Consider the following 26,174-nt stretch of genomic DNA (forward strand, 5'->3'; position numbering starts at 1 on the left):
CGTGCAGCGGTTGGTCGTCATGGGCCCGTCGGGGTCCGGGAAGAGCACGATCGGCGCCGCGCTCGCGGACCGGCTCCGCCTCCCGTTCATCGACGCCGACGACCTCCACACCGCCGCGAACCGCAGCAGGATGGCGGCGGGGGTGCCCCTCACCGACGAAGATCGCGGCCCCTGGCTCATCGCGGTCGGGGAGCGCCTCGCCGCGTCCGACCGGGGTGCCGTCATCGCATGTTCGGCGCTGCGTCGGGCCTATCGCGGGATCATCCTCGCGCACGCGAGCGACGCGGTGTTCGTCGAACTCACCGTGGACGACTCGCTGCTCCGGTCTCGACTGACCTCGCGTGCGGGCCACTTCATGCCCGCGGCCCTGCTCGAGTCGCAGCTGGCGACCCTCGAACCGCTCGGGGCCGACGAGCCCGGCATCCGCGTCGACACGGGGGCGAGCCCCGACCGGGTCGTCGAGACGATCATCCGGGAACTGGCGGGCCGAGGGGGCGGAACGCCTGGCCCGACGCCGATCGACTGACGGGGCTGGCCGCGCGTAGCATTGCGCCATGCTCGAGGAGGAATACCAGCCGCGCAGGGTGCTTCCCGGCCACCTGCGAACTCCGGAGCCGCCCGAGGCGCCGTTCGCGTTCGAGGTCCGGGCCGCGCGTCCGGCCGACCTGCCGTCGGTCCGCGAGATCTACAACCACTACGTGGCCAACTCGACCGTCACCTTCGACGAGGACGCCATGAGCCTGCGCGAGTGGAAGCAGAAGTACGCCTACCTGCACCGGCTCGGCATGCCGTTCCTGGTGGCCGAGTCGCCGACCGGGCAGGTGCTCGGGTACGCCCTGGTGACTCCGTGGAAGCAGAAGCGCGCCTACCGGTACACGGTCGAGAACTCGATCTACCTCGGCCCCGCGGCATCCGGGAAGGGGCTCGGCCGAGCGCTGCTCGGCGCCCTCGTCGACGCGTCGAGGCAGGCGGGCATGAAGGAGATGATCGCGGTCATCGCCGACCAGGGGGCGGAGTCCTCGATCGCGCTGCACGAGAAGTTCGGGTTCCACGAGATCGGGCGCATGGGGCGCGTCGGGTTCAAGTTCGACCGGTGGCTCGGCACCGTCCTGCTGCAGAAGACCCTGAAGTAGCGGATGCCGCGCCGCGGCGCCCTGCGTAGGCTCGGGGCGTGGCCGAATCGACCCCGGAGTTGCACGAGTACACCGCCCTCGAACTGCACCAGTCGCTGCAACGGGGGGAGGTGGGCCCCGTCGAGGCGACCACCCACTACCTCGATCGCATCGCACGCCTCGATGCCGAGGTCGGGGCGTTCGCCCACGTGTCGGCCGATCAGGCCCTCGAGCGTGCGAGGCACGTCGAGCGGGAGGTGCCGCGTGCGGCGCCGCTGTGGGGCATGCCGCTGGCGGACAAGGACCTGCACCCGCGCGCCGGGGTCCCGGCCGGGTTCGGCTCGCGCGCCTTCGAGGGGTTCGAGCCCGACGAGTCCGACGACCTCGTGCGGGCGGTCGATGCCGCCGGAGCGGTGAGCCTCGGCAAGACCGCGACGCCCGAGTTCGGGCTGCCCTCGTACACCGAGCCGGCCGCCGGGCGCCCGACCCGCAACCCGTGGGACCTCGCGCTCGGCGCCGGAGGCTCGAGCGGCGGTGCGGCCGCTGCGGTCGCCGCCGGGATGCTCCCGTTCGCACCCGGGAGCGACGGCGGCGGGTCCATCCGGATCCCGGCCGCCTCGTGCGGACTCGTCGGCGTGAAGCCGTCGCGCGGCAGGGTGCCTTCGGGTTCGGGGATCGACCGCCTCGGCGGGCTCGGGGTCGTCGGGCCCATCGCGCGCACCGTCGCCGACGCCGCGCTGCTGCTCGACGGCATGATCGCGCCCGTCGGGTACCCGCCGCGGCATCCGTTCGCGGTGCGCGCGCCCGGTGACGACGGGCCGTTCCTCGGCGCGGCGATCCGCGGCGAGGGGCGCTTCCAGGTCGGGGTGGCGCTGGACACGCCGTGGGACGAGTTCACCGACATCCGCGTCGATCCGGCGCCGCGGAAGGCGCTCGACCTCGCGATCGAGCTGCTGGACCGCCTCGGGCACGGGGTCGAGGACGTACCCGACTCGCCTGCCCCGGAGTACCCGGCGGCGTTCCGGACGATCTGGCAGGCCGGCGCCGCGACGATCCCGGTCGAGGTCGGCAGCCTCGACCGGCTCGAGCCGCTGACGCAATGGCTCGTGGCGCGGGGCCGCGAGCGCACGGCGGGAGAACTCGCCGACGCGCTCGCGGTGCTCTCGGCGTTCGAGCGTCGCACGATCGAGCGATTCGCGCCGTTCGATGCCGTCCTCACGCCGGCGCTCGCGATGACCCCGCGTCCGGTCGGCTGGTACGACCCGGTCGACGCGGAGGAGAACTTCGCGCAGCAGGTTCGGTTCACGCCGTTCACCTCGTTCGTGAACGTCGCGGGGCTGCCCGCGCTCACCCTTCCGGTGCACGACACCGACGAGGGGGTGCCCGTGGGCGTGCAGCTGATCGGGCGCCCGGGCGGCGAGGCCGTGCTGTTCGCGCTCGCGGCGCAACTCGAGCGCGCGCTGCGCCGGGGCAGGCGGCGTCCTCCGGTGTGGTGACGCGCGGAGCGGGGTGACCCGACCGGCCGCGTGTGTCAGACTTAGGTAATGCTTACCTCACCTGCCGCGGCCGACGCCCCCGCGCGTCCTCGGCCTCCGTACCGCGGCTTCGACGTCACCGTCGCCCGGGTGCAGCGGCTCACGCCGCACTTCACGCGCGTGACCTTCACGGGCGACGACCTCGTCGACTTCGGCACCGCCGGGCTCGACCAGCGCGTCAAGGTCGTGATGCCGCTGCCCGGGTCCGGCTTCGCGCACTTCCCCGACGGAGCCGACTGGTACGCGAAGTGGCGCGACCTGCCGGCAGAGCACCGCAACCCCTTCCGCACCTACACGGTCCGCGGCATCCGACCGCACCTGCTCGAGGTCGACGTCGACTTCGCACTGCACGGCGACGTCGGCCCCGGCTCGACCTGGGCCGGTCGTGCGGAACCCGGCGACCGGATCGTCCTGATCGGCCCCGACTCGCGCAGTCCCGAGAGCAACGTCGGCATCGACTGGCGCCCCGGCGTCGTCGACACCGTCCTGCTCGCGGGCGACGAGACCGCGGCGCCGGCGATCTGCGCGATCCTCGAGTCCCTGCCCGCCGACGCCTCCGGCGCGGCCGTCATCGAGATCCCGAGCGCCGACGACGTGCTCGAGGTCGCCGCCCCCGCGGGCATCGAGGTCCGCTGGCTCGCGCGCGACGAGGACGCCGCGCACGGCGAGCGCCTCATCCCCGCGGTGCGCGACTGGGTCGCCCGCACCTGCTGGCTGCGCGACTGCGCCGACCCCGCGTCGGCGTCCGCCGAGCGCGTCCGCCTCACGCTCGACGAACTCGAACGCGCGGCGGACGCCGACGGCATCCTCTGGGACGTCCCCGAGGGCACCAGCCTCGACGGCGACTGCTACGCGTGGCTCGCGGGCGAGGCATCCGCCATCACCGCGCTGCGCAGGTTCCTCGTGCGCGAGGCCGGACTCGACCGCCGACAGGTCGCGTTCATGGGCTACTGGCGGCAGGGCCGCGCCGAACTCGCGTGAGCACCACGCGGATGGGCGTCTCGGCGACGGATGCGCCGCCGATCGCCGGCGCCGCACGGGTCGGCGCGGCACCGGTCGGCGCGGCGCCGGTCGGCGCGGCGCCGACCGGCGCGGCGCCGACCGGCGCGGCATCGCGCGTCGGCACCCGTGCCGGGTCCGCGTCGTCGTCGGCCGCAGCGCGCTCGCGACCCCGCGCACTGCGCGGGATCCTCGTGCTCGGCGCGAGCCTGGTCGTCCTCGCGGTCGTCGTCCTGGCGAGCCTCGCGCTCGGCGTGCGCGGCATCGACGTCTCGGAGGTCTGGCGGGCGCTCACCGCGCCCGACCTGACCGACCCCGACCAGGCGGTCATCGTGCAGCTGCGCGTGCCGCGCACCGTCATCGGCCTGGCGGCCGGCGTCGCACTCGGGCTCGCGGGAACGCTCATCCAGGGCGTCACCCGGAACCCGATCGCCGACCCCGGCCTGCTCGGGGTCAACTCCGGGGCCTCGCTCGCGGTCGTCCTCGGCATCTCGCTTCTGGGCATCACCGCGCCCCTGCAGTTCATCTGGCTCGCCTTCGCGGGCGCCGCGATCGCCGCCGTCGTCGTCTTCGCGATCGGCGGTGCCCGACCGGTCCGGCTCGCGCTCGTCGGCGCCGCGGTCACGGCACTCCTGACCCCGCTCATCGCGCTCGTGCTGCTGCGCGACACCGAGGCGTTCAACCAGTACCGCTTCTGGGCGGTCGGATCGCTCACCGGCCGAGACCTGTCGACCATCGCCGCCCTGTGGCCCTTCCTGGCGGTGGGGGTCGTGCTCGCGGTCGCGCTCGCCCACCGGTTCAACCTGCTCGCGCTCGGCGACGACGTCGCGGGCGCGCTCGGGCAGCGCGTCGGCGTGACGCGCGCCGTCAGCGGCCTCGCCATCGTGCTGCTCTCGGGCACGGCGGTCGCGCTCGCCGGCCCCATCGCCCTCGTCGGCCTCGTCGTGCCGCACGCCGCGCGCCGCCTCGTCGGCAGCGACTACCGCTGGATCACGGCCGCGGCCCTGCTGTTCGGCCCCGTCATGCTGCTCACCGCCGACGTCATCGGCCGCCTGATCGTGCCGAACGCCGAACTCGAGGCCGGGGTCGTCGCCGCGTTCCTCGGCGCCCCCGTGCTCATCGCGATCGCCCGGAGCCGACGGGTGGCCGGGCTGTGACGGGGTTCGCCGAGGTCGCCGACGTCGCGGACCTCGCGGACGTCGCGGAGGTCCGGCGGGGGACCCGGCGACGCAACGCGCTCGTGGTCGGCACGGCTGTCGCGGTGGCGCTCGCCGTCGGGCTCGCGACCCTCTCGCTCGGCGCGGCCGGGGTGACCCCGGACCGCGTGCTCGCGGTGCTGCTCGGCGGCGGCGACCGGCTCGACCGGTTCGTCGTCCTCGAACTGCGGATGCCGCGCATCGTGGCCGCGCTGCTCGTGGGCGTCGCGTTCGCGCTCGCAGGCGCGGTCTTCCAGTCGACGCTGCGCAACCCGCTCGCGAGCCCCGACATCCTCGGCATCTCGGCGGGCGCGAGCCTCGGAGCCGTGTGGGCGATCCTCGTGCTCGGCGCGGGCGGCGTCGTCGTCGCCGGGTACGCGTTCGGCGGCGGGCTCGCGGTCGCGGTCGTGATCTGGTTCGCGGCGTGGCGGCAGGGCCTGCACGGCGTGCGGTTCGTGCTCGTCGGCGTCGGCATGGCCTACCTGTGCGGGTCGACCGTGTCGTGGCTGCTCGCGCGCAGCGACGTGCGCGAGGCGCAGGCCGCGCTGCACTGGACCGTCGGCAGCGTCGCGGACGTCCGCGGCGACGAACTCGTCGTGCTCGCCGTCGGGGTCGCGCTGTGCGCGCTCGCGCTCGCGGTCGCGACGCGTGCGCTCGGTCCGCTCGCGCTCGGCGACGACCATGCGCTCGCGCTCGGCGTGCGCGCCGACGCCGCCCGGGTCGTGCTGCTGCTGGTCGCCGTGGCGCTCGTGGCGCTCGCGACCTCGGTCGCCGGACCGGTCGCGTTCGTGGCGCTCATCGCGCCCGCCGTCGCTCGGCGTCTCGTCGGCGGCGGGGGTGCCGCGGTCGCGGCCGCGGCGGCGATCGGCGCGGTGCTCACGCTCGGCGCCGACGTGATCGGCCAGTTCGCGATCCCCGGCTTCAGCGCACCGCTCGGCATCGTGACCGGCGTGATCGGCGCTCCGTACCTGTTGTGGCTGCTCGCCCGTACCGAGAGGACCCGAGCATGACGACCGACCACCTCACCGAGACCCCGGCGGGACTCGCCGCCGAGGGCGTGCGCCTCGGCTACGACGGCAGAACGGTCGTCGACGGGCTCGACCTGCGCATCCCGCCCGGCCGGATCACGGTCATCGTCGGCCCGAACGCGTGCGGGAAGTCGACGCTGCTGCGCGGGCTGGCCCGGCTGCACCCGGTCGAGGGCGGCCGGGTGAGCCTCGACGGAGCGGATGTCGCGCGGATGCCGCGTCGCGAGCTGGCCCGCCGGGTCGGGGTGCTGCCGCAGTCGTCGATCGCCCCCGACGGGGTTCGCGTGGCCGACCTCGTGGGCCGTGGCCGGTTCCCGCATCAGGGCTGGTTCGGGCGGCATTCGAGCGATGACGACGAGGTCGTCGCCGAGGCGCTCGCGGCGACCGGCGTGGCCGACCTGGCCGACCGACCGGTCGAGGAGCTCTCGGGCGGTCAGCGCCAGCGGGTGTGGATCGCGATGGTGCTCGCGCAGCAGACCGGGATCGTGCTGCTCGACGAGCCGACGACGTTCCTCGACGTCAGCCACCAGCTGGAGCTGCTCGACCTGCTGACGAGCCTGAATCGGGAGCGGGGGACGACGGTCGTGATGGTGCTGCACGAGCTCAACCTCGCGGCTCGGTACGCGGATCACCTCGTGGTGATGTCGGCCGGTCGGATCATCGCCGAGGGAGAGCCTGGGGCCGTGCTCACGCAGGACACGATCCGGGATGCGTTCGGCCTCGACGCCCGCGTCATCCCGGACCCCGTGTCGGGGTCGCCGCTCGTGGTCCCGGTCGGGCGGTTCCACGCGTCGGCCGTGTGACCTCCGTGCATTGCGGCCGGTTGAAGTTAGGTTAGGCTAGCCTTATTCACCGTCCCACCCTCTCGAACCGAGGAGTTCCCGTGCGCCTTCGTCGCCACCTCATCGCCATCGCCGGAGCCGCCGCGATCGCCCTCCCGCTGTCCGCCTGCGCAGCACCCGCGGCCGAGTCCGCCGCGAACGGCGAGGCCGCGGCATCCGCCGAGGGCTTCCCCGTCACGATCGACCACGCCTTCGGCGAGACCGTCATCGAGGACGCCCCCGAGCGGGTCGCCACCTGGGGCTGGGGGTCCACCGAAGCCGCGGTCGCACTCGGCGTCTACCCCGTCGCGGTCGCCGAGCAGGTCTGGACCGTGGGCCCCGACGCGCTCCTGCCCTGGGTCGAGGACGCCTACGAGGAAGCCGGCGAGCCGCTCCCGACGATCCTCAGCGACCCCGAGGGCGGCGCGACCGTGCCCTACGAGGAGTTCATCCAGGCCGACCCCGACCTCATCCTCGCGCCCTACTCGGGCCTGACCGGGGAACAGTACGACACGCTCGCCGAGATCGCCCCGGTCGTCGCCTACCCCGAGGCGCCCTGGACCACCCCCTGGGACGAGGAGATCCGCATCACCGCGGAGGCCCTCGGCCTCGCCGACGACGGCGAGGCGGTGCTCGACGAGATCGCCGCCGGCCTGGCCGAACAGGCCGAGGCGCACCCCGAGTTCGCCGGCACGACCTTCGCCGGAATCTGGGACGGCGACGGGTTCGTCTCGGTCTACACGCCCGCCGACGCCCGCATCGAGGTCCTGACCGAGCTCGGGCTCGAGGTCGCGCCGAGCGTCGCCGAACTCGACACGAGCGACGGCGGCTTCTACTACGAGCTCAGCTACGAGCAACTCGACAAGCTCGACGCCGACGTCCTCATCAGCTACCACGCCTCGCAGGAGGACGCCGACGCCTTCCTCGCCAAGCCCGAGCTGCAGGCCATCCCCGCGGTCGCCGCCGGGCGCGTCGCCCAGGTCGCCGACCCGGTGACCGTGTCGTCCGTCTCGCCGCCGACCGCACTCAGCTTCGGCTGGGCGGGCGGAATGCCCGCACTGGTCGACGCGATCGCGGGCGCGCTCGCCGACTGAGCGGCGAGGTCCGACCCTCGAACCGGTCAGCTCCGGGGCGGGCGGCGCCGCGGAAGGTAGCCGCCCGCCTCGAGGCCGGCCTCGATCTCGAACCGGTTGCGCAGCGGATCGCGCCCGGCGAGCAGGTAGAGGATCGGGAAGAGCATCCCGTACGTGCGCCACTGCTCACGGTGCACGACCTCGTGCCCGAGCACCCGCTCCGAGTCGTTCGACCCGGTCAGGTAGCACCCGCCGACGCACGACCCGCCCCGCCCGAAGGTCCACTTCGGCATCCCGCGGAACACCACGAGCCCCTGACGCACCTCGATCCGGCCGCGGCTCCAGAGGAACCCCCAGGCGAACCCGACGGCGGTCGCCCACCAGTACCCCGCGCGGCTGACGGGCGAGTCGGTGAGGCGGATCCGGAGCATGCGAAGCCCTTCCCGGCCGGGACGCGTTCGGCCCCGCCCGCCGCCAGCCTACGAGAACGGATGCCGCGGGCCGACGCCCGCTCAGCGCGCGCCGGACGCCAGCGCGCCGATCAGGCGCAGGATCGTCGGCAGGTCGTCGATCGCCGCGGCCGGCGACGACGGGGCGAACCCGGCGATCGACGCACCCGCCAGCGGCAGGCGGGCGAGCACGGTCCTGATGAGCCCGACGAGTTGGTCCGGGTCCGCGCCGAACGGCAGCGGATACGACAGACCCGAGATCGCCGACGGGTCGAGCACGTCGAGGTCGACGTGGACGTACACGCGCGACGCGCCCGTCGCCGCGAGCAGGTCGGCGACCGCGTCCGCCTCGCCGAACCGGTCGGCGTCGACCGTGGCGACGCCGTGGGCGTCGATGTAGTCGCGTTCGCCGTCGTCGATCGCGCGAACGCCGCCGAGCACGATCCGCGATGGAGCGATCCGCTCCGCGTCGGAGAGGGCGAGCCCGGCGGCGCCCTCGCCGGTGATCGCGCGCAGCACCATGCCGGTGAAGGCACCCGACGGGCTCGTGTCGGGAGTGTTCAGGTCGGGGTGGGCGTCGAGCCACAGCACTGCGAGCGACCCGGGTCCGCCCGTCGAGACGGCGGCCACCGCGGTCGACGCGATGCCGCAGTCGCCGCCGATCGCGATGGGGATCCCGCCCAGGCCCGACATCGCATCGCGCATGCGGTCGCCGATGCGACGGAGTGCGCTGTAGCGCTGCACGCCCGTCCCCAGCGCATCCCCGGCCTCGACCGGGACGTCGACGGTCACCGTCGCCGCGGCCGGAAGGTCGCCGCTGATCGCGTGGGCGCCCTCGGCGTGGCTCATCGCGCGCGCGGACACGGATCCCTGCCACTGCGGGACGACGACGAAGGCGGCCGGCATGGTCCAAGTATGCGCCCGGCGGCATCGTCGCGCGACCTCGCCGCGTCAGGTTCGCCGCCCCGACTCAGTCCTGGTCGGGGAACCGCACCAGGCCCGCCTGCACGGCGAGTCCGACGCACCCGATCGCCATCGCGCCGAGGCCGAGCAGCCCGGCGATCGTGGTCGCGGCGATCACCGCGACGCCGCTCGCCGCGAGCAGTGCGAGCGTCGTCCACCACGCCCAGCGACGGCGCGTGAGAGCGGTGGTGACCGCCGCGGCGACGAGCAGTGCGAGCCTGCCCCACAGGTCGAACGGCCAGAGCAGCGGCCCGGTCGATGCCGAGAGCGCGGCGCCGAGGAGCAGCAGCCCGGTCCAGGTCGCGAACAGCGCGGGACTGAACCTCGGTGCCGGTCGCGGTCGCCGTCGTCCTGCCGGGCGCACCGTCGGCCCGTCGGCGTCGGTGTCGGCGTCGGTGTCGGCGCGGCGACCCGCGCCGGGCGCGGGAGCGGACGCGAGCACGTGATAGGCGCGCGTCACCTCGCTGAACCGGGCGTTCGCCGCCCTGACCTCGTCGGCGGATGCGCCCGACAGGCGGTCGGGGTGCAGGTCGCGTGCGAGCCTGCGATAGGCACGGTCGACCTCGGCGGCGTCGGCGTCGCGATCGATGCCGAGCAGCCGTGCGGCGTCCTCACGCGAGAGGTCGGGTTCGGCCACGGCCCACCTGGGCACCGGGCGGATGCCGCGGGGCGCGTGCCCCGCGGCATCCGTTCGGTCACGACCCGGCGATCGAGCCCTGCGCGCCGCCGGCCTTCAGCGCGGCGAGCCGCGCCTCGACCTCGGTGAGCTCGCCGAGGTCGTCGAGCTCGTTGAACTGCGCGTCGATGCTCGAAGCGGCCAGTTCGGCCTGGCCGCGCGCCTTCGCCTCCTCGCGACGGACCTTGTCCTCGAAGCGGCCGAGTTCGCTCGTCGGGTCGAGGATATCGATCGACTTCACGGCCTCGTGCACCTGCTGCTGCGCGGCGGCGGTCTTCGATCGCGCGATGAGCTCGCTGCGCTTGTTCTTCAGCTCGACGAGCTTCTGCTTCATGCCGTTGAGCCCGGCCTTGAGCTTCTCGACGACCTCGGTCTGCGCCGCGATCTGCGGTTCGGCGGCGCGCGCCTCGTTCTCGGAGGAGATCTGGCGGCTCAGGGCGACCTTGGCGAGGTTGTCGAACTTGTCGGCGCCCGCCGTGTCGCCCGAGGTGCGGAGCTCGTCGGCCTTGCGGCTCGCGGCCAGCGCCTTCTCGCCCCACTCGCGCGCCGCGTTCACGTCTTCGCGGTGGTCGTCCTCGAGGAGCCGCAGGTTGCCGATCGTCTCGGCGATCGCGGCCTCGGCGTCGGCGATCGAGTTGGTGAAGTCGCGCACCATCTGGTCGAGCATGACCTCCGGGTCCTCGGCCTGGTCGATGAGGGCGTTGATGTTGGCTCGCAGCAGTTGCGAGATGCGTCCGAAGATGGACTGCTTGGTCATGGACGTGGGTTCCTTCCGTGTGGTGGTGCTCTCGGTCCGATGGGTCAGCGGCGTCGTGTCAGAAGCGGCCTCCGCTCCCGCGGCGGGAGCGCGTGACCGAGCCGCCGAAACTTCCGGGGGAGCGCCGGCCGCCGCCGAATCCGCCGCCGCCGAACCCGCCGCCGCCGAATCCGCCGCTCGAGCGCCCGCCCCGTCCGCCGCCGAGCATCGAGTCGATGAGGATGCCGCCGAGCACCGCGCCGAACAGGTCGCCGCCGCCCGAGCCCGATCGTGGACTTCCGGTACCGCCGAATCCGCCGGGCACGCCGGGCCCGCCGAACCCGCCGACGTCACGTTGCGCGAGCGACATCGCCTCACCCGCGAGCCGGTCGGCGCGTTGCGCGGCGGCGAGTGCCGCGACGGGATCGGAGCCGGTGAGCGCGTCGGCCTCGACGACGAGTCGGCCCGCTTCGGCGAGCCGGGTCCTGGCGTCCGCGCCGATCGCACCGCGGCGCGAGACGAGGTAGTCCTCGGCAGCCTGGACGCGCGAGCGCGCCGAGAGGATGGTGCGGTCGAGTTCGGCCCGCGCGCGCTGCTCCTGCACGAGGGCCTCACGAGCTCCCTGGATGGCGGTGTCGATCTCTGCGTTGACGCCGTCGAGGCGCTGCTTGAGCTCGTGCGGGGATCGGCCGGTCTCGGCGGCTGCGGCGCGCAGCGCGCTCGCCTCGGCCTGGACGCGGTCGGCGAGCGCCGCGAGCGCGGGGTCGTGCATGCCCCGTGCCGTGCTCACGTCGGCGTCGAGGTCGTCGACGCCGGCCAGGACGGCCCGGTCGACCTCGGCGAGCCCGTCGGCGAGCCGGTCGATCGCGGCGAGCAGGTCGCGGGCCTGATCCGCCGCCTCCTCCGCCGCCCGGATGTCGACGACCGCCGCGCCCGTCTCGCCGCGCTCGAGCGCGGCGCGCGCCTCACGCGCCTCGTCGTCGGCGAAGGCGATCCGGGCGCGGGCCTGCTCGGGGTTGTCGGAGACGGGTGCGATCGCCGCGGCCGCGTACCGGGTGCGCAGGTCGTCGAGTCGAGCGGATGCCGCGTCGAGCGCCCCCTCGGCCGTGCGCGTCGCACGCTCGACCCGCGCGAGGGCCTCGGGGGCGTTCCGCTCGAGGTCGCGCAGCGCGTCGAACCGTTCGGCCTGGGCGTCGAGGAGGGCGTCGGCCTCCGCGGTCAGGGTGAGGATTCCGGCGTACCACTCGCGCTGCCGGGCCTCGGTGTCGGGCTCGTGGTCGTCCAGTCGCTGCTGGAGCCCGAAGGCGTCGCGGACCTTCTGCGTGGCGGTCGCGAGCGCCTCCCGGAACGACGCCGTCTCCTCCTCGCCGTAGGAGGCCACCGCGAAGCCGAGTTCCTCCTCGCTCGTCTTCAGGGCGTCGTCGGCTGCGACGAGCGCGCCGCCCACCTGGCGCCGGAGTTCCTCGAGGGGCACCGCCGGTTCGCCCGAGCCGCCGCCCGCGGCATCCGCTCGCCCTCGACGGCGCCGGGCGAGCACGATCGCGACGACGACCGCGATGCCCGCACCGACGAGCAGCACGATCCAGATCGCCCCGATGCCGCCACCGCCGCCCGACTGCCCGCCGATCGCCTCGGCAGCGGCGATCGCGGCGCCGGCCCAGTCGTCGTCGCGCAGGTGCGGCTCGACGGCCTCCAGCGCGATGCGGTCGATCTCACCTGCCGAGAGCGATGCGTCTTCGGCAGCCGACAGGTGGTAGGCGCGCCCGTCGACGGCGACGGCGAGCAGGTAGTCCTCGGCGCCCATGTTGTTGTCGTTCGCGGTGTCGGTGGCCCACGAGCCGGCGTCGGCGGGGTCGTCGAACTCGCCGACGTACGCGACGAAGAGCTGCCGCCCCGTCCGGTCGGCGGCCTCGTCGATCGCCGTCTCGACTGCCGCGGCCTCGGACGCGGTCAACGCGCCGACGGTGTCGACGATCGGGCTCGCCCCGAACCGGACCGGATCCTCGGCGAACGCCGGGGTCGAGGCGACGAGGAGCAGGAATCCCGTGAGGGCGGCCGCCGTGACGGAACCCCTGCGAACCGTCCGCATGCGTCAGCACCCTCCCCGCCCGAGCCGATGGCAGGAGTCTATTCGGTGCGCGTCGGCGTGTGCCAGCGATCGATCTGCGGGCGATCGGACGTGGCGGCGGAGCAGCAGGACAGCGGGCGGCTCGGCGACCCCGTTCCGTCACCATCACGGAACGAGCCCGGCCCTCAGCTGGCTGAGTGGACCGGGCTCTTCACGACGTGCCCCCGGAGGGATTCGAACCCCCGACCTACGGTACCGGAAACCGGCGCTCTATCCCCTGAGCTACGGAGGCGCACAGCAGGAAACATTACCACCTGGGACCGGGCGGGATGCACCAGCGCAGGGCGGACGGGCCGAGGCTCACCCCGTCACGTTCGCGACGACGTCCGCGATCAGGCCCTGCGCGTCGCCGGGCTCGAACAGCGCCCCCGATTCGACGACGATCCACATGCCGCCCGTGAACACCTGGGCCTGCCCGACCCCGCCCGACTGGCGGAAGAACCCCTCGACCTCGGGCGGGGTGCCGTAGGTGGGCACCGCGTTCGACTCGAGGGCCGCATCGCCGACCCGTCGTTCGTAGGCCTGCTCGGGCAGGGTCGCGACGGCGACCTCGATGACCTCGCCGCTGGTCTGGTTGCTCCACCCGCACGCCGTGCCCTCGGCGGCGACCGCGTCGCGCAGCGTCGCGGAGGTCGGCGCGTAGTCGGGGGCCGTGCCGTAGTTCGGGTTGAACGCGTACACCTGGTCGGACGTGAGGATCTCGGTGCACGCCACGTCGAACGGGACGGGTTCCTCGGTCGGCTCGGGCGTCGGCTCGGGCGCCGCGCTGCCCGTGGGCGCGGGTGCGCCGGTCGTCGCCGCAGGGGGAGCGGGGGACTCCGACGGGTCGGCGCCCGCGCCGGTGCACCCCGCGAGCGCGAGTGCGAACACGCCCGCCAGCCCCGCGATCGCGGTCGTGCGGCGGCGGATGGGGGCGGTGCTCGGGCGCGACATGCGGCCACGATAGCAACGCCGACGGGTAGGATCTTCGAGTGACTCCCGCCGATCTCTCGCGTGCCCTGTACGACCTCGTCATCGCCCTCATCGATCGGCGACGCGAGGCGGGCGCCGAGGCAGCGATCGAGATCGCGCCCGAGTCGGTCACCCTCGAACGCCCGAAGCTGCGCGAGCACGGCGACTGGGCGTCCTCGATCGCCATGCGCATCGCCAAGCCGCTCGGCACGAACCCGCGCGAGCTCGCGACCGAACTCGCCGCGGGCCTGGCCGAGGTCGACGGCGTCGCGAGCGCCGAGGTCGCAGGTCCCGGCTTCATCAACATCCGGCTGGATGCCGCGGCGGCGGGCGCCCTCGCGAAGGCGATCGTCGACTCGGGCGCCGCGTTCGGTCGCGGCGAGACCCTCGCGGGCCGGGTCGTCAACCTCGAGTTCGTCTCGGCCAACCCGACCGGCCCGCTGCACATCGGCCACACCCGCTGGGCGGCGCTCGGCGACTCGATCGCCCGGGTGCTGCGCGCCGCGGGCGCCGAGGTCGCGAGCGAGTACTACATCAACGACGCGGGCAACCAGATGGACGGCTTCGGCGCCTCGGTGCTCGCCGCGGCCAAGGGCGAGCCGACCCCCGAGGGGGGTTACCCGGGCAGCTACATCGCCGACCTCGCGGCAACCGTGCTGGAGCGCGAGCCGAACCTCCTCGAACTCGACGACGAGATCGCCCAGCACACCGCCCGAGAGATCGCCTACGAGCTGCAGCTCGCCGAGATCCGCTCCTCGCTCGAGCGCTTCAACGTGCACTTCGACGTCTGGAAGAGCGAGCGCACGCTCCACGCGAAGGACGACGACGGCGTCTCCGAGATCGACGCCGCGCTCGAGCGCCTCCGCGCTCAGGGCCACGTCTTCGACGACGGCGGTGCGGTCTGGGTGCGCACGACCGACTTCGGCGACGACAAGGATCGCGTGATCCGCCGCGCCAACGGCGTATACACCTACTTCGCAGCGGATGCCGCCTACTACCTCGACAAGTCCGATCGCGGGTTCGAGCACAAGATCTACCTGCTCGGCGCCGACCACCACGGTTACGTGCACCGGCTCAAGGCGCTCGCCGGCGCCGCCGGCGACGACCCGACGCGCGACATCGAGGTGCTCATCGGCCAACTCGTGAGCATCAACGGGGCGAAGCTGTCCAAGCGCGCGGGCAACATCATCGAGCTCGACGACCTCCAGGCCTGGCTCGGCACCGATGCCCTGCGCTACACGCTCGCGCGCTACCCGGCCGACTCGCCGCTCGCGATCGATCCCGAGCAGCTGCGCCGCCGCACCAACGACAACCCCGTGTTCTACGTGCAGTACGCGCACGCGCGCACGTCCGCGGTCGCCCGCAACGCGGCATCCGCCGGGGTCGACCGGTCGGGCTTCGCTCCCGAACTGCTCGACCACGAGGCCGAGTCCGCGCTGCTCGGCGCCCTGCAGGAGTTCCCGCGCATCGTCGCCCAGTCCGCAGAGCTCCGCGAGCCGCACCGCATCGCGCGGTACATCGAGGAGCTCGCCGGCCTCTACCACCGCTGGTACGACAACTGTCGCGTGCTGCCGCTCGGCGACGAGCCCGTCGGCGACCTGCACCGCACCCGGCTGTGGCTGAACGACGCGACCGGCCAGGTGCTCCGCAACGGACTCGACCTGCTCGGCGTGTCCGCCCCGGAGCGGATGTAGTCGGCGTGAACGGGCCCGAAGCCGACACCGTGCCGCTCGAACCGGCACCGCGAGCGGATGCCGCGCCGAAGCGCCGGCCGAGCGTCGCCGTGGTCGTGCTCATCGTGCTCGCCGTCCTGGCCGCGCTCGTGCTCGTCGTCGAGACCGTCGGGCGCGGGATCGCCGAACGACAGGTGGCCGCGTCGATCGTGGACTCGCTCCCGCCCGGCGTCGACGGCGAGGTCGAGGTCGAGATCCACGGCACGTCGGCGCTCTGGCAGGCGCTCACCGGGCGCATGGACGAGATGACCGCGAGCGCCTCGGACCTCGACGTGCACGGCATCCCGGTCGACGTGACGGTCACGGCCCGCGGCGTGCCGCTCGCCGAGGGGGCACGGCTCGGCCGCGCCGAGATCGAGGCGTCGATCGACGCCGACGCAGCCCGCACGATCGCGGCCGAGCAGGGTCTGCCCGGTGAGATCGCGCTCGGCGAGGGCACGATCGCCTACGAGGACGAACGCACGTTCTTCGGCCTCCCGATCGGGTTCTCCGTCACCGCCGAGCCCCGGGCCGCGGGGGACCGCATCCTCCTGCACCCGGTCGCCGCCGAGCTCGACGCGGGCCCCAGCATCGACGTCTCGGGCCTCGTCGATCGCATCCTCGGGGGCGACCCGGTCTCGATCTGCGTCGCCGACCGTCTCCCCGAGGGCGTGCAGGTGACCGGCCTCGAGGTCGAGCCGGACTCCGTCCGCGTGCGACTCGAGGCCACGGGGGTGCCGCTGGCGGCCGAGACGCTCGAGACGACCGGGACCTGCTGACCGGCGCCGGGCGCGCTCGCCCGCAGTGCGGCGTCATCGATTCGGCCGCCGGTCGCCCGCTCGGTAGAATCGCTCCCACGCCGCCTCACGAGGGCGGTCCCCACCGAGGCTTCATCGAACCGATCCGGGTTCGCTCGCCGACCGAGTGAATCCGCCGTTGCCGTTCGTCCCCGCGAGGTACCCCGTGTCATCCAGCGCTCCCGACCACGCGCTGCCCGCCGCGCCCGACGATCCGAACGCACTCGCCCCGCGGGTGTGGCCGGACGGCGCGCACCGCGACGACGCCGGCCGGCTCGTGATCGGCGGACTCGACGCGACCGCGCTCGCCGCGCGGTTCGGCACGCCGCTCTACGTCGTCGACGAACAGGTGGCGCGCTCCCGCGCGGTGCGAACGCGGAGGGCCTTCGAGGAGGCCGCCGCCTCGATCGGCACCTCGGTCACCGTCTACTACGCCGGCAAGGCGTTCCTCTCCGGCGCGATCGTGCGCTGGATGCGCGAGGAGGGCCTCGCGATCGACGTCGCCACGGGCGGAGAACTCGCGGTCGCGCTCGCTGCCGGCGCCGACCCGGGCCGCATCGGGTTCCACGGCAACAACAAGTCGCTCGCCGAGATCGAGCGCGCGGTCGCGGCCGGGGTGGGCACCGTCGTCATCGACAGCGAGATCGAGGTCGTCCGGGTCGCGGATGCCGCGGCGCGCGCCGGGCGCGTGCAACGCGTGCGGCTGCGGGTGAACTCGGGGGTCCACGCGTCGACGCACGAGTTCCTCGCGACGGCCCACGAAGACCAGAAGTTCGGGATCGCGCTCGGCGACGCGGAACGCGTCGTGGCCGACATCCGCTCGCATTCCCCGCTCGAGTTCGTCGGGCTGCACTGCCACATCGGGTCGCAGATCTTCGACGCCTCGGGCTTCGCCGAGTCCGCGGAGCGCCTGCTCGCGGTGCACGCCGCGCTCTCGGCGGCGGCGCCCGTCCCCGAGCTGAACCTCGGCGGTGGCTTCGGCATCGCCTACACCGAGGTCGACTCGCCCGCCCCGATCGAGGAGATCGCCGCCGGCATCGCGCGGGCCGTCGCCGAGGCGAGCGCGAGGCACGGCGTCCCCGTGCCCAGGCTCGCATTCGAGCCCGGCCGGTCGATCATCGGACCGGCCGGAGTCACGCTGTACACGGTCGGCACCGTCAAGCCCGTGCCGACCGACGACGGATGGCGCCACTACGTCTCCGTCGACGGCGGCATGAGCGACAACATCCGCACCGCGATGTACGGCGCCGCCTACACGGCGCGCCTGGCCTCGCGCGTCTCGGAGGAGCCGGCGGCGCTGGTCCGGGTGGTCGGCAAGCACTGCGAGTCCGGCGACATCGTCGTCGACCACGACTGGCTGCCGCACGACGTCGCCCCCGGCGACGTGCTCGCGATCGCGGCGACGGGCGCCTACTGCTGGTCGCTCGCCTCCAACTACAACCACGTGCCCCGACCCCCGGTCGTGGCCGTGTCCGGCGGATCCGCGCGCGTGATCGTGCACGGAGAACGCGAGGAGGACCTCCTCGCCCGCGACGCCGGGCTGTCCGACGACGATGACGTACACGGAGTCACCGAATGATCGAATACCGTTCCATCCGCGTGGCGCTGCTCGGCGCCGGCTCGGTCGGCTCCCAGGTGGCCCGGCTGCTGCTCGAGCAGGGCGACGAGCTCGCGGGCCGCATCGGCGCACGCCTCGAGCTCGCCGGCGTCGCCGTCCGCGACGTCGACGCGCCGCGCGACGCCGACCTGCCGCGCGAGCTGTTCACGACCGACGCGGAGTCGCTCATCCTCGGCGCCGACATCGTGATCGAGCTCATGGGCGGGATCGAGCCCGCACGGACCCTCGTGCTCCAGGCGATCGCCTCGGGCGCCGACGTCGTCACGGGCAACAAGGCGCTCCTGGCCACGCACGGACCGGAGCTCTTCGCCGCGGCCGAGCAGGTCGGGGCGCAGCTGTCGTACGAGGCGTCGGTGGGCGGCGCCATCCCGATCATCCGACCGCTGAAGGACAGCCTCGCGGGCGACCGCATCGACCGGATCCTCGGCATCGTCAACGGCACCACGAACTTCATCCTCGACCGCATGGACACCACCGGGGCCTCGCTCGAGGACGCGCTGGCGACCGCGACCGAGCTCGGCTACGCCGAGGCCGACCCGACCGCCGACATCGGCGGCTACGACGCGGCGCAGAAGGCCGCGATCCTCTCGAGCCTCGCCTTCCACACCGAGGTGCCGATCGAGGCGGTCCACCGCGAGGGCATCACCTCGGTGACCGCCGCCCAGGTCGAGTCCGCTCGCCGGGCCGGGTACGTCGTGAAGCTGCTGGCGATCTGCGAGCGGTTGGCCGACCCCGACACCGGCGAGGAGGGCGTCTCCGCCCGCGTCTACCCGGCGATGGTGCACCGCAGCCACCCGCTCGCCGCCGTCCACGGGGCGAACAACGCGGTCTTCGTCGAGGCGGCGGCCGCCGGTCCGCTCATGTTCTACGGCGCCGGCGCGGGCGGCGTTCCCACGGCCTCCGCCGTGCTGGGCGACCTCGTCGCGATCGCCCGCCGCCACGTGCTCGGCGGGCCGGGCACGGCCGAGTCGACGCACGCCGAGCTGCCGGTCTTCGACATCGGCCGCATCACGACCAGGTACTCGATCACGATCGAGGCCGCCGACGAGCCCGGCGTGCTCGCCACGATCGCCCACATCCTCGCCGACCACGGGGTCTCCGTGGGCGAGCTCGAGCAGACCATCGACGACACCACCGGCCGGGCTACGCTGGTCATCGGAACGCACGAGGCGCGCGAGTCCGCGCTCTCGCAGACCGTCGCCGCCCTCGCTGAGAGCCCCGTCGTCGTGTCCGTCGCATCCGCGATCCGAATCGAAGGAGCAGAGTGAACCAGCAGGCCCCGAAGCCGACCTCCCGGCAGTGGCGCGGCGTCATCCGCGAGTACGCCGACCGCCTCGACGTCACGGATGCCACGCCGGTCGTGACGCTCGGCGAAGGCGGCACGCCGCTGCTGCCCGCGCCCGCGCTCAGCCGTCGCACGGGTGCCGACGTCTGGGTGAAGTTCGAGGGGATGAACCCCACGGGCTCCTTCAAGGACCGCGGCATGACCATGGCCGTCACGAAGGCGGTCGAGCGCGGTGCGGAGGTCGTGATCTGCGCGTCGACCGGCAACACGTCGGCGTCGGCCGCCGCGTATGCGACGCACGCGGGAATCAAGGCGGCCGTGCTCGTTCCCGAGGGCAAGATCGCGATGGGCAAGCTCAGCCAGGCGATCGCCCACGACGCCCAGCTCATCCAGGTCCAGGGCAACTTCGACGACTGCCTCGACATCGCCCGCGACCTCGCCGAGCACTTCCCCGTGCACCTGGTCAACTCGGTCAACAACGACCGCATCGAGGGGCAGAAGACCGCGGCGTTCGAGGTCGTCGAGGTGCTCGGCGACGCTCCCGACTTCCACTTCATCCCGGTGGGCAACGCCGGCAACTACACCGCCTACACGCGCGGGTACCGCGAAGACATCGCGGCTGGCAACGCGACGAAGCTGCCGCGCATGTTCGGCTTCCAGGCGGCCGGGTCCGCGCCGCTCGTGCGAGGCGAGCCGGTCAAGGACCCGGAGACGGTGGCCAGCGCCATCCGCATCGGCAACCCGGCGTCGTGGCAGCTCGCGCTCGAGGCACGCGACCTCACCGACGGGTACTTCGGCGCGATCGACGACGAGCGCATCCTCCTCGCGCAGCGCATCCTGTCCGCCGAGGTCGGGGTATTCGTCGAGCCGGCGTCTGCGATCAGCGTGGCGGGCCTGCTCGACCGCGCCGAAGCGGGCCAGATCCCGGCGGGCTCGAAGGTCGTGCTGACGGTCACCGGGCACGGCCTGAAGGACCCGCAGTGGGCGCTGCGCCTGCCCGACGGCTCGGATGTCGCGCCGACGGTCGTGCCCGTCGACACGGCGCACGTGGCCGAGGTGCTGGGGCTCGGCGCATGAGCTCGGCGTCCGCCGACGCGGGCCCGATGTCCGACCCGGACCTCGTGGGCCGTGCGGTGCACGTCAAGGTCCCCGCGACGTCGGCGAACCTCGGCCCGGGCTTCGACACGCTCGGGCTCGCCCTCGCGCGGTACGACGAACTCGACGTCGAGGTGCTCGCCTCCGGCCTCGAGATCGAGGTCCACGGCGTCGGCGAGGGGGAGGTGCCGCTCGACGAGTCCCACCTCGTCGTGCGCGCGATGGCGCACGCGTTCGCGCGCCACGGTCGGTCGCTGCCGCCGATCCGACTCGTGGCCCGCAACGCCATCCCGCACGGGCGCGGACTCGGTTCGTCGGGCGCCGCGATCGTGGCGGGCGTCATGGCCGCCAAGGGCCTGCTCGAGCCGGAGGTCGAACTCTCGGCCGACGACCTGCTCGAGCTCGCGACCGAGCTCGAAGGCCACCCCGACAACGTCGCGCCGGCGCTGTTCGGCGGGCTCACGATCGCATGGACGACGCCCGACGGGCCGCGCCACAAGAAGCTCATGGTGCATCGCGGCGTGTCGCCGCTCGTGCTCGTTCCCGAGCACGAGATGTCCACCGCGCTCGCGCGGAGCCTGCAGCCGCAGTCGGTCCCGCACGAGGACGCCGTCTTCAACGTCTCCCGGTCGGCGCTGCTCGTCGCCGCCCTGATCCAGAGCCCCGAACTCCTGCTCGCCGCGACCGAGGACAAGCTCCACCAGAGCTACCGCGCCGAGGCGATGCCCGAGACCGACCGGCTCATCCGCCGGTTGCGCGAGGCCGGTCACCCGGCCGTCGTCTCGGGTGCGGGGCCGTCGATCCTCGTCCTCGCGAGCGACCCGAGCGAGCGCGCGGAGGCGGTGCGCCTCGTCGAGGACGTCGCGGAGTCCACGTGGCAGGCGCTCCCGCTCGCGGTGGACTTCCTCGGTGCCACGGTGGTGCGCACGACCGAGTCCTGACCGCGCGGTCGTCGCCGTGCGCGACCGGTCGTCGAGGCGCCCGGCGTGGCGAGTGGTCCGCCGGACCGGCACCCGGTGCTAGACTGATCACGCACCCGGCGGGCGCTGTACCATGGCGCACCGCCGTTCGGTGCAATTCCCGGCATCTCATGCTTTCGCGAATGCGCAGATCTGCGCCCCGTGCGCACGTCTGCGACGTGCCGCGAACAACTCTCCTCGGCCGACCCCCGTAGCCCGGCCAGGGGAAAGGACAATCCCAGTGACCAACGGAACCGACCACGCCGAGGGCGTGGCGAACCGCACCCGCCTGTCGACCATGAAGGTCGCCGAGCTCCAGGAGCTCGCCGCCTCGCTCGGCATCTCCGGTGCATCGAAGCGCCGCAAGGGCGAGCTCGTGGACCTGATCTCCGCGCACGCCGAGGCGAACCCCGTGGCCGACGCCGACGTCGCGCCCGCGGGCACCGCACCGGCCGACGCGCCGGAGGCAGCGACCGCCGCGCCCGCGGAGGCGGCCGCCGAGGCATCCGCTGACGCCCCGGCCGTCGAGGCGCCCGCTGCTGAGGCTGGGCCCGCCGATGAGGTTGCGCCGCCCGTCGAGGCCGCGCCCGCTCGTCGCGGACGCCAGCCGCGGCGCGCGACCACCGCGACGGCGGCAGCACGGCACGCCAACGCAGGACTCGCCGGCATCGATCTCGTGCCCGGCGCAGCGCCCGCTGCCGAGCAGCCGGCTGCCGAGCCGACCGCCGCGGCTCCGGAATCCGGGAACGGCGATCGCGCGAAGCGCGGAGGCTCGAAGAACGGTCCCGCGACGGACGGCGCTCCGAAGTCCGGCCGCGCGCAGGGCGAGCCCGCGCAGGCCGAGCCCGCTGAGGCGGACGACGACGCCCGCGAGGCGGCTCGCGCCGCAGTGCGCGAGGAACTCGCAGCCGCGACCGGCGGCCGCAAGGCCGACCAGGCCGACGCGGGCGAGGACGCCGAGAAGTCCGACGGCGACCGGCCTGCTGCCGAGGGCGGCCGCCAGGGTCGGGGCCGCAACCGCGGCCGCCGCGGCGGATCCGATCGTGGCGACGGCCAGAAGTCGGAGCAGAAGGCCGACCAGCCCGGCGGGCAGAAGGCCGACCAGCCCGGCGGGCAGAAGGCCGACCATCCCTCCCGCAAGCGCGACGCGCAGGCCGACTCCGACCAGGCGCGCCAGGACGACGACACGACCAGGTCCGAGCAGGGCAAGGCCGACCAGGGCAAGGCCGAGCAGGGCGGCCGCGGCCAGCAGGGGCGCGGCGAACAGCAGCAGGGCGACGGCGAGGGCGGCGGTCGCCGCAACCGCTACCGCGATCGCAAGCGCCGCGGCCAGGCCGGCCAGGGCGACGAGGTCGAGCCCGAGATCCTCGACGACGACGTGCTCATCCCGATCGCGGGCATCCTCGACGTGCTCGACAACTACGCGTTCGTGCGCACGACCGGCTACCTTCCCGGTCCGAGCGACGTCTACGTCTCGCTCGGCCAGGTGAAGAAGTACCACCTGCGCAAGGGCGACGCCGTGGTCGGCGCGATCAAGCAGCCCCGCGAGGGCGAATCGAACAGCCGCCAGAAGTACAACGCGCTGGTCAAGATCGACTCGGTCAACGGCCAGACCGCCGAGGAGGCCGCGGCCCGCGTCGACTTCCAGAAGCTCACGCCGCTCTACCCGCAGGATCGCCTGCGCCTGGAGACCGAGCCCACCAAGCTCACCCAGCGCATCATCGACCTCGTGGCGCCGATCGGCAAGGGCCAGCGCGGCCTCATCGTCGCGCCGCCGAAGGCCGGAAAGACCATCGTGCTGCAGCAGATCGCGAACGCCATCGCGATCAACAACCCCGAGGTCCACCTCATGGTCGTGCTCGTCGACGAGCGCCCCGAAGAGGTCACCGACATGCAGCGCACGGTCAAGGGCGAGGTCATCGCCTCGACGTTCGACCGCCCCGCCGAAGACCACACGACCGTCGCCGAGCTCGCGATCGAGCGCGCCAAGCGGCTGGTCGAGCTCGGCCACGACGTCGTCGTGCTGCTCGACTCGATCACCCGCCTCGGGCGCGCCTACAACCTCGCGGCCCCGGCCTCCGGGCGCGTGCTCTCCGGCGGCGTCGACGCATCGGCCCTCTACCCCCCGAAGCGGTTCTTCGGCGCGGCCCGCAACATCGAGAACGGCGGTTCGCTGACCATCCTCGCCACGGCGCTCGTCGAGACCGGGTCGAAGATGGACGAGGTGATCTTCGAGGAGTTCAAGGGCACCGGCAACTCCGAGCTGCGCCTCTCGCGTCACCTGGCCGACAAGCGCATCTTCCCCGCGGTCGACGTCAACGCGTCGTCGACGCGACGCGAGGAGATGCTGCTCTCGCCCGACGAGGTCAAGATCACCTGGAAGCTGCGTCGGGCCCTCGCCGGCCTCGAACCGCAGCAGGCCCTCGAAGCCGTCCTCGGTCGCCTGCGCGAAACGCAGTCGAACACCGAGTTCCTCCTGCTCATGCAGAAGTCGGCCCCCGTCGGCGGGAACGGCAACGGGAACGGACACGAGTCCGACCACCACCGCTGATCCATGTTCGACTCCATCCAGCCGCTGATCGCCGAGCACGCCGCGCTCCAGGAGGAGCTCGCCGACCCGGCGCTCCACGCCGATGCCGCGCGCGCGAAGCGGGTGAACCGGCGCTACGCCGAGCTCAGCCGCATCGTCGCCGCGAACGAGTCGTGGACGCAGGCGCAGGACGACCTCGACGCCGCGCGCGAACTCGCACGCGAGGATGAGGCCTTCGCCGAGGAGGTCCCCGCACTCGAGGCGCACCTCGCCGAGGCGCAGGAGAAGCTCCGCCGGCTCCTGATCCCGCGCGACCCCGACGACGGGCGCGACGTCATCATGGAGATCAAGGGCGGCGAGGGCGGTGCCGAGAGTGCGCTCTTCGCGGCCGACCTGCTGCGCATGTACATCCAGTACGCGCAGTCGAAGGGCTGGAAGACCGAGCTGCTCGAGCGCGACGAATCCGATCTCGGCGGCTACAAGAACGTGCAGGTCGCGATCAAGTCGAACGCGTCCGACCCGTCGCAGGGCGTGTGGGCGCACCTCAAGTACGAGGGCGGGGTTCACCGGGTCCAGCGCGTCCCGGTGACCGAGACGCAGGGACGGATCCACACCTCGACGACCGGCGTGCTCGTCTTCCCCGAAGTGGACGAGCCCGAAGAGGTCGAGATCAACCAGAACGACCTCAAGATCGACGTCTACCGCTCGTCGGGCCCCGGCGGCCAGTCGGTGAACACGACCGACTCGGCCGTGCGCATCACGCACGTGCCCACCGGCATCGTCGTGGCCATGCAGAACGAGAAGTCGCAGCTGCAGAACCGGGAGGCCGCGATGCGCGTGCTGCGGGCGCGCCTGCTCGCGCGTCAGCAGGAGGAGCTCGCGGCCGCGGCATCCGATGCGCGGAAGTCGCAGATCCGGTCGATGGACCGGTCCGAGCGCATCCGCACGTACAACTTCCCCGAGAACCGCATCGCCGACCATCGCACGGGCTACAAGTCGTACAACCTCGACCAGGTCATGAACGGCGCGCTCGAGCCGATCATCGAGTCGGCGATCCACGCCGACGAGGAAGCGCGCCTGGCCGACCTCGGCGACCAGGGCTGACGCCGGGCCGCGGCTCGCGCCCGCGCTCGGCTCGCGCTCGCGCCCGGCTCGCGCCTGCGCTCGGCTCGCGCTCGCGCCCGCGCCCGCGCTTCGATTGCGCCACATGGCCGGCGGTGCGCCCGTCGAGCTGGCGCCGCACGCCGCACGTGGCGCAGACCACGGTGCAGACTGGCGCAGGGCGGGGTGCCGGTCCGCCCGGCGCACTTGGCCCGGCGTTCCTGCACAGCGCGCCGTGCGCCGGTGCTGTCCACGGGTCCGAGCGCCGCGCACCCGTCGCGTCGATCGCGCACCGATCATCGACGGATGGCGCACCCCCTCCTGCCCGTGAACTCCGACGGATTCGTCCTCTCCAGCCAGGTGCGCAGCGTCGGCCGCCTGAGCACGCTCGAGGAGCAGCGTCGCTGCGATGAGCTGCTGCGGCTGCGCCGCGGTGTGTACGTCGACCGCGAGCGGTACGAGGGCGCCGGGCCGCTGCGTCGCTACCGCGATCGCGCGATCGCCGTCGCGCTGCAGCGCCGGTCGCCCGTGTTCGCGGGCTTCACCGCAGCGGTGCTGCACGGCCTGCCGAGCGTCGGCCGCCTGCCGGGCGAGATCTTCCTGCTCGCCGGCGGCCCGTCCGGGCGGCGTCGGAACGGTGTCGTGGAGATCGCACGCACCGGCGCGGAGCGTCTCGTCGAGATCGACGATTGGGCTGCGGTCGATGTCGTCGACGCGGTGATCGACGTGGCGAAGCGGATGCCGCTGCTCACCGCGCTCGTCATGGCCGACGCTGCCCTCCACGCGCCGAGGTTCGGCGAGAAGCCCCCGCGCTGCACCTCCGACGACCTTCGCGCGGCGTACCAGGCGCGGATGCCGTTCCCGGCGAGCAGTGCGGTTCGTGCCGTGATCGAGCGAGCTGTGCCGGATGCGGACACGCCCATCGAGACGCTGAGCCGACTGCGGTTCGAGGAGCTGGGTGTTCCGGCGCCGCTGCGTCAGTTCGCAGTGCCGCTTCCGCGTCTCGGTCGGGTCGTCCATCTCGACTTCGCCTGGCCCGAACTCGGAGTGTGGGGCGAGGCCGACGGTGCGGAGAAGTACGGTTCCGGGCCGGAGGCGGCCCGCGTCGTCCGTGCGGAGAAGCTGCGTGAGGACGAGATCCGCGCGGAGACCGGATGGCGCTGCGCTCGGTGGTCCTGGCGCGACGCATGGGACCGGGCACCGCTCCGAGACATCCTGAGCCGGGCCGGCGTCCGCCGGAACCACTCGATTGCGCCAGTTCGTCCACCGAGCGCCCGGTGATCCGGCGCGGCATCGTCGAACTGGCGCAATCCGGGGCAGAGGTGGGGCCGACCGGGAGAGCAGCGGCAGCGCAGGGCGGCGGCAGCGCAGCGCGGCGGCAGCGCGGCGCGGGGGCAGCGCGGCGCCGCC

The 26,174-nt window shown here is 73.5% G+C and carries 23 protein-coding genes and 1 tRNA gene; 17 read left to right on the forward strand and 7 right to left on the reverse strand.

From position 1 onward, the window contains the following. The first annotated feature begins 1 nt into the window (after position 1). The 8 genes from DSM26151_RS04955 (at position 2) to DSM26151_RS04990 (ending at position 7,785) form a co-directional block, all read left to right on the forward strand. The gene (locus DSM26151_RS04955; RefSeq protein WP_234661312.1) at positions 2-526 is read left to right on the forward strand and encodes a gluconokinase; all 525 of its coding nucleotides are present in this window, start codon (positions 2-4) and stop codon (positions 524-526) included. Between the two features lie 28 nt (positions 527-554). After that, complete coding sequence (locus tag DSM26151_RS04960; RefSeq protein WP_234661313.1) at positions 555-1,133, forward strand: GNAT family N-acetyltransferase; 579 nt, start codon at positions 555-557, stop codon at positions 1,131-1,133. 38 nt (positions 1,134-1,171) lie between these two features. After that, positions 1,172-2,608 (forward strand): amidase, encoded by a 1,437-nt coding sequence (locus DSM26151_RS04965; RefSeq protein WP_234661314.1) that lies wholly within the window; start codon positions 1,172-1,174, stop codon positions 2,606-2,608. Positions 2,609-2,656: 48 nt separating this feature from the next. Beyond that, entirely contained in the window at positions 2,657-3,628 is a 972-nt protein-coding gene (locus DSM26151_RS04970) for a siderophore-interacting protein (RefSeq protein WP_234661315.1), read from the forward strand. Then, entirely contained in the window at positions 3,625-4,803 is a 1,179-nt protein-coding gene (locus tag DSM26151_RS04975) for a FecCD family ABC transporter permease (RefSeq protein ID WP_234661316.1), read from the forward strand. Before DSM26151_RS04970 ends, DSM26151_RS04975 begins: the two co-directional genes overlap by 4 nt. Continuing rightward, positions 4,800-5,852, forward strand: coding sequence for a FecCD family ABC transporter permease (locus tag DSM26151_RS04980; protein WP_234661317.1), 1,053 nt, complete (start codon positions 4,800-4,802; stop codon positions 5,850-5,852). The genes DSM26151_RS04975 and DSM26151_RS04980 overlap by 4 nt, the downstream gene beginning before the upstream one ends. After that, positions 5,849-6,673, forward strand: coding sequence for an ABC transporter ATP-binding protein (locus DSM26151_RS04985; protein WP_234661318.1), 825 nt, complete (start codon positions 5,849-5,851; stop codon positions 6,671-6,673). The genes DSM26151_RS04980 and DSM26151_RS04985 overlap by 4 nt, the downstream gene beginning before the upstream one ends. An 80-nt stretch (positions 6,674-6,753) precedes the next feature. After that, entirely contained in the window at positions 6,754-7,785 is a 1,032-nt protein-coding gene (locus DSM26151_RS04990) for an iron-siderophore ABC transporter substrate-binding protein (protein WP_234661319.1), read from the forward strand. A 26-nt stretch (positions 7,786-7,811) separates the two neighbouring features. Here DSM26151_RS04990 and DSM26151_RS04995 read toward each other — a convergent pair whose 3' ends face one another. The 7 genes from DSM26151_RS04995 to DSM26151_RS05025 all read right to left on the reverse strand — a co-directional run bounded on the left by DSM26151_RS04995 (position 7,812) and on the right by DSM26151_RS05025 (position 13,649). Further along, the gene (locus DSM26151_RS04995; protein WP_234661320.1) at positions 7,812-8,195 is read right to left on the reverse strand and encodes a Fe-S oxidoreductase; all 384 of its coding nucleotides are present in this window, start codon (positions 8,193-8,195) and stop codon (positions 7,812-7,814) included. A gap of 81 nt (positions 8,196-8,276) precedes the next feature. Next, entirely contained in the window at positions 8,277-9,119 is an 843-nt protein-coding gene (locus tag DSM26151_RS05000; RefSeq protein WP_234661321.1) for an arginase family protein, read from the reverse strand. A gap of 64 nt (positions 9,120-9,183) precedes the next feature. Beyond that, positions 9,184-9,813, reverse strand: coding sequence for a J domain-containing protein (locus DSM26151_RS05005; protein WP_234661322.1), 630 nt, complete (start codon positions 9,811-9,813; stop codon positions 9,184-9,186). A 58-nt stretch (positions 9,814-9,871) separates the two neighbouring features. After that, positions 9,872-10,609, reverse strand: coding sequence for a PspA/IM30 family protein (locus tag DSM26151_RS05010; protein ID WP_234661323.1), 738 nt, complete (start codon positions 10,607-10,609; stop codon positions 9,872-9,874). A gap of 58 nt (positions 10,610-10,667) precedes the next feature. After that, a complete protein-coding gene (locus tag DSM26151_RS05015; protein ID WP_234661324.1) occupies positions 10,668-12,677 on the reverse strand; it encodes a TPM domain-containing protein in 2,010 nt (669 codons plus the stop codon). Between the two features lie 198 nt (positions 12,678-12,875). Next, positions 12,876-12,948: transfer RNA gene (locus DSM26151_RS05020), tRNA-Arg, on the reverse strand. Positions 12,949-13,016: 68 nt separating this feature from the next. Continuing rightward, the gene (locus DSM26151_RS05025; RefSeq protein WP_234661325.1) at positions 13,017-13,649 is read right to left on the reverse strand and encodes an iron ABC transporter ATP-binding protein; all 633 of its coding nucleotides are present in this window, start codon (positions 13,647-13,649) and stop codon (positions 13,017-13,019) included. A gap of 38 nt (positions 13,650-13,687) precedes the next feature. Between DSM26151_RS05025 and DSM26151_RS05030 the strand changes: the two genes are divergently transcribed. The 9 genes from DSM26151_RS05030 to DSM26151_RS05070 all read left to right on the forward strand — a co-directional run bounded on the left by DSM26151_RS05030 (position 13,688) and on the right by DSM26151_RS05070 (position 26,045). Continuing rightward, entirely contained in the window at positions 13,688-15,361 is a 1,674-nt protein-coding gene (locus DSM26151_RS05030) for an arginine--tRNA ligase (protein ID WP_234661326.1), read from the forward strand. 5 nt (positions 15,362-15,366) lie between these two features. Then, positions 15,367-16,158, forward strand: coding sequence for an LmeA family phospholipid-binding protein (locus DSM26151_RS05035; protein WP_234661327.1), 792 nt, complete (start codon positions 15,367-15,369; stop codon positions 16,156-16,158). A gap of 184 nt (positions 16,159-16,342) precedes the next feature. Further along, entirely contained in the window at positions 16,343-17,755 is a 1,413-nt protein-coding gene (lysA, locus tag DSM26151_RS05040) for a diaminopimelate decarboxylase (RefSeq protein WP_234661328.1), read from the forward strand. Beyond that, positions 17,752-19,062, forward strand: a complete 1,311-nt coding sequence (locus DSM26151_RS05045) for a homoserine dehydrogenase (RefSeq protein ID WP_234661329.1) — start codon at positions 17,752-17,754, stop codon at positions 19,060-19,062. Before lysA ends, DSM26151_RS05045 begins: the two co-directional genes overlap by 4 nt. Beyond that, positions 19,059-20,156: a threonine synthase gene (thrC, locus tag DSM26151_RS05050; RefSeq protein WP_234661330.1), complete on the forward strand. Its 1,098-nt coding sequence runs from the start codon at positions 19,059-19,061 to the stop codon at positions 20,154-20,156. Before DSM26151_RS05045 ends, thrC begins: the two co-directional genes overlap by 4 nt. A gap of 26 nt (positions 20,157-20,182) precedes the next feature. Then, a complete protein-coding gene (gene thrB, locus DSM26151_RS05055; RefSeq protein ID WP_234661799.1) occupies positions 20,183-21,115 on the forward strand; it encodes a homoserine kinase in 933 nt (310 codons plus the stop codon). 259 nt (positions 21,116-21,374) lie between these two features. Continuing rightward, positions 21,375-23,684 carry a transcription termination factor Rho gene (rho, locus tag DSM26151_RS05060; RefSeq protein ID WP_407651013.1) on the forward strand — a complete coding sequence of 770 codons (2,310 nt, stop codon included), beginning with the start codon at positions 21,375-21,377 and terminating at the stop codon, positions 23,682-23,684. A 3-nt stretch (positions 23,685-23,687) separates the two neighbouring features. Next, complete coding sequence (gene prfA, locus DSM26151_RS05065; protein WP_234661331.1) at positions 23,688-24,767, forward strand: peptide chain release factor 1; 1,080 nt, start codon at positions 23,688-23,690, stop codon at positions 24,765-24,767. 303 nt (positions 24,768-25,070) lie between these two features. Then, positions 25,071-26,045, forward strand: coding sequence for a hypothetical protein (locus DSM26151_RS05070; protein WP_234661332.1), 975 nt, complete (start codon positions 25,071-25,073; stop codon positions 26,043-26,045). Positions 26,046-26,174 lie beyond the last annotated feature (129 nt).

The organism is Agromyces marinus, assembly GCF_021442325.1.
Lineage (GTDB): Bacteria > Actinomycetota > Actinomycetes > Actinomycetales > Microbacteriaceae > Agromyces > Agromyces marinus.

Bases quoted from the DNA above. Each gene is read 5' to 3' on its own strand.
- DSM26151_RS04960 (WP_234661313.1), top strand. From the start codon at position 555: ATGCTCGAGGAGGAATACCAGCCGCGCAGGGTGCTTCCCGGCCACCTG.
- DSM26151_RS04970 (WP_234661315.1), top strand. From the start codon at position 2,657: ATGCTTACCTCACCTGCCGCGGCCGACGCCCCCGCGCGTCCTCGGCCT.
- DSM26151_RS04985 (WP_234661318.1), top strand. From the start codon at position 5,849: ATGACGACCGACCACCTCACCGAGACCCCGGCGGGACTCGCCGCCGAG.
- DSM26151_RS04995 (WP_234661320.1), bottom strand. From the start codon at position 8,195: ATGCTCCGGATCCGCCTCACCGACTCGCCCGTCAGCCGCGCGGGGTAC.
- DSM26151_RS05000 (WP_234661321.1), bottom strand. From the start codon at position 9,119: ATGCCGGCCGCCTTCGTCGTCGTCCCGCAGTGGCAGGGATCCGTGTCC.
- DSM26151_RS05010 (WP_234661323.1), bottom strand. From the start codon at position 10,609: ATGACCAAGCAGTCCATCTTCGGACGCATCTCGCAACTGCTGCGAGCC.
- DSM26151_RS05015 (WP_234661324.1), bottom strand. From the start codon at position 12,677: ATGCGGACGGTTCGCAGGGGTTCCGTCACGGCGGCCGCCCTCACGGGA.
- DSM26151_RS05025 (WP_234661325.1), bottom strand. From the start codon at position 13,649: ATGTCGCGCCCGAGCACCGCCCCCATCCGCCGCCGCACGACCGCGATC.
- DSM26151_RS05045 (WP_234661329.1), top strand. From the start codon at position 17,752: ATGATCGAATACCGTTCCATCCGCGTGGCGCTGCTCGGCGCCGGCTCG.
- thrB (WP_234661799.1), top strand. From the start codon at position 20,183: ATGTCCGACCCGGACCTCGTGGGCCGTGCGGTGCACGTCAAGGTCCCC.
- prfA (WP_234661331.1), top strand. From the start codon at position 23,688: ATGTTCGACTCCATCCAGCCGCTGATCGCCGAGCACGCCGCGCTCCAG.
- DSM26151_RS05070 (WP_234661332.1), top strand. From the start codon at position 25,071: ATGGCGCACCCCCTCCTGCCCGTGAACTCCGACGGATTCGTCCTCTCC.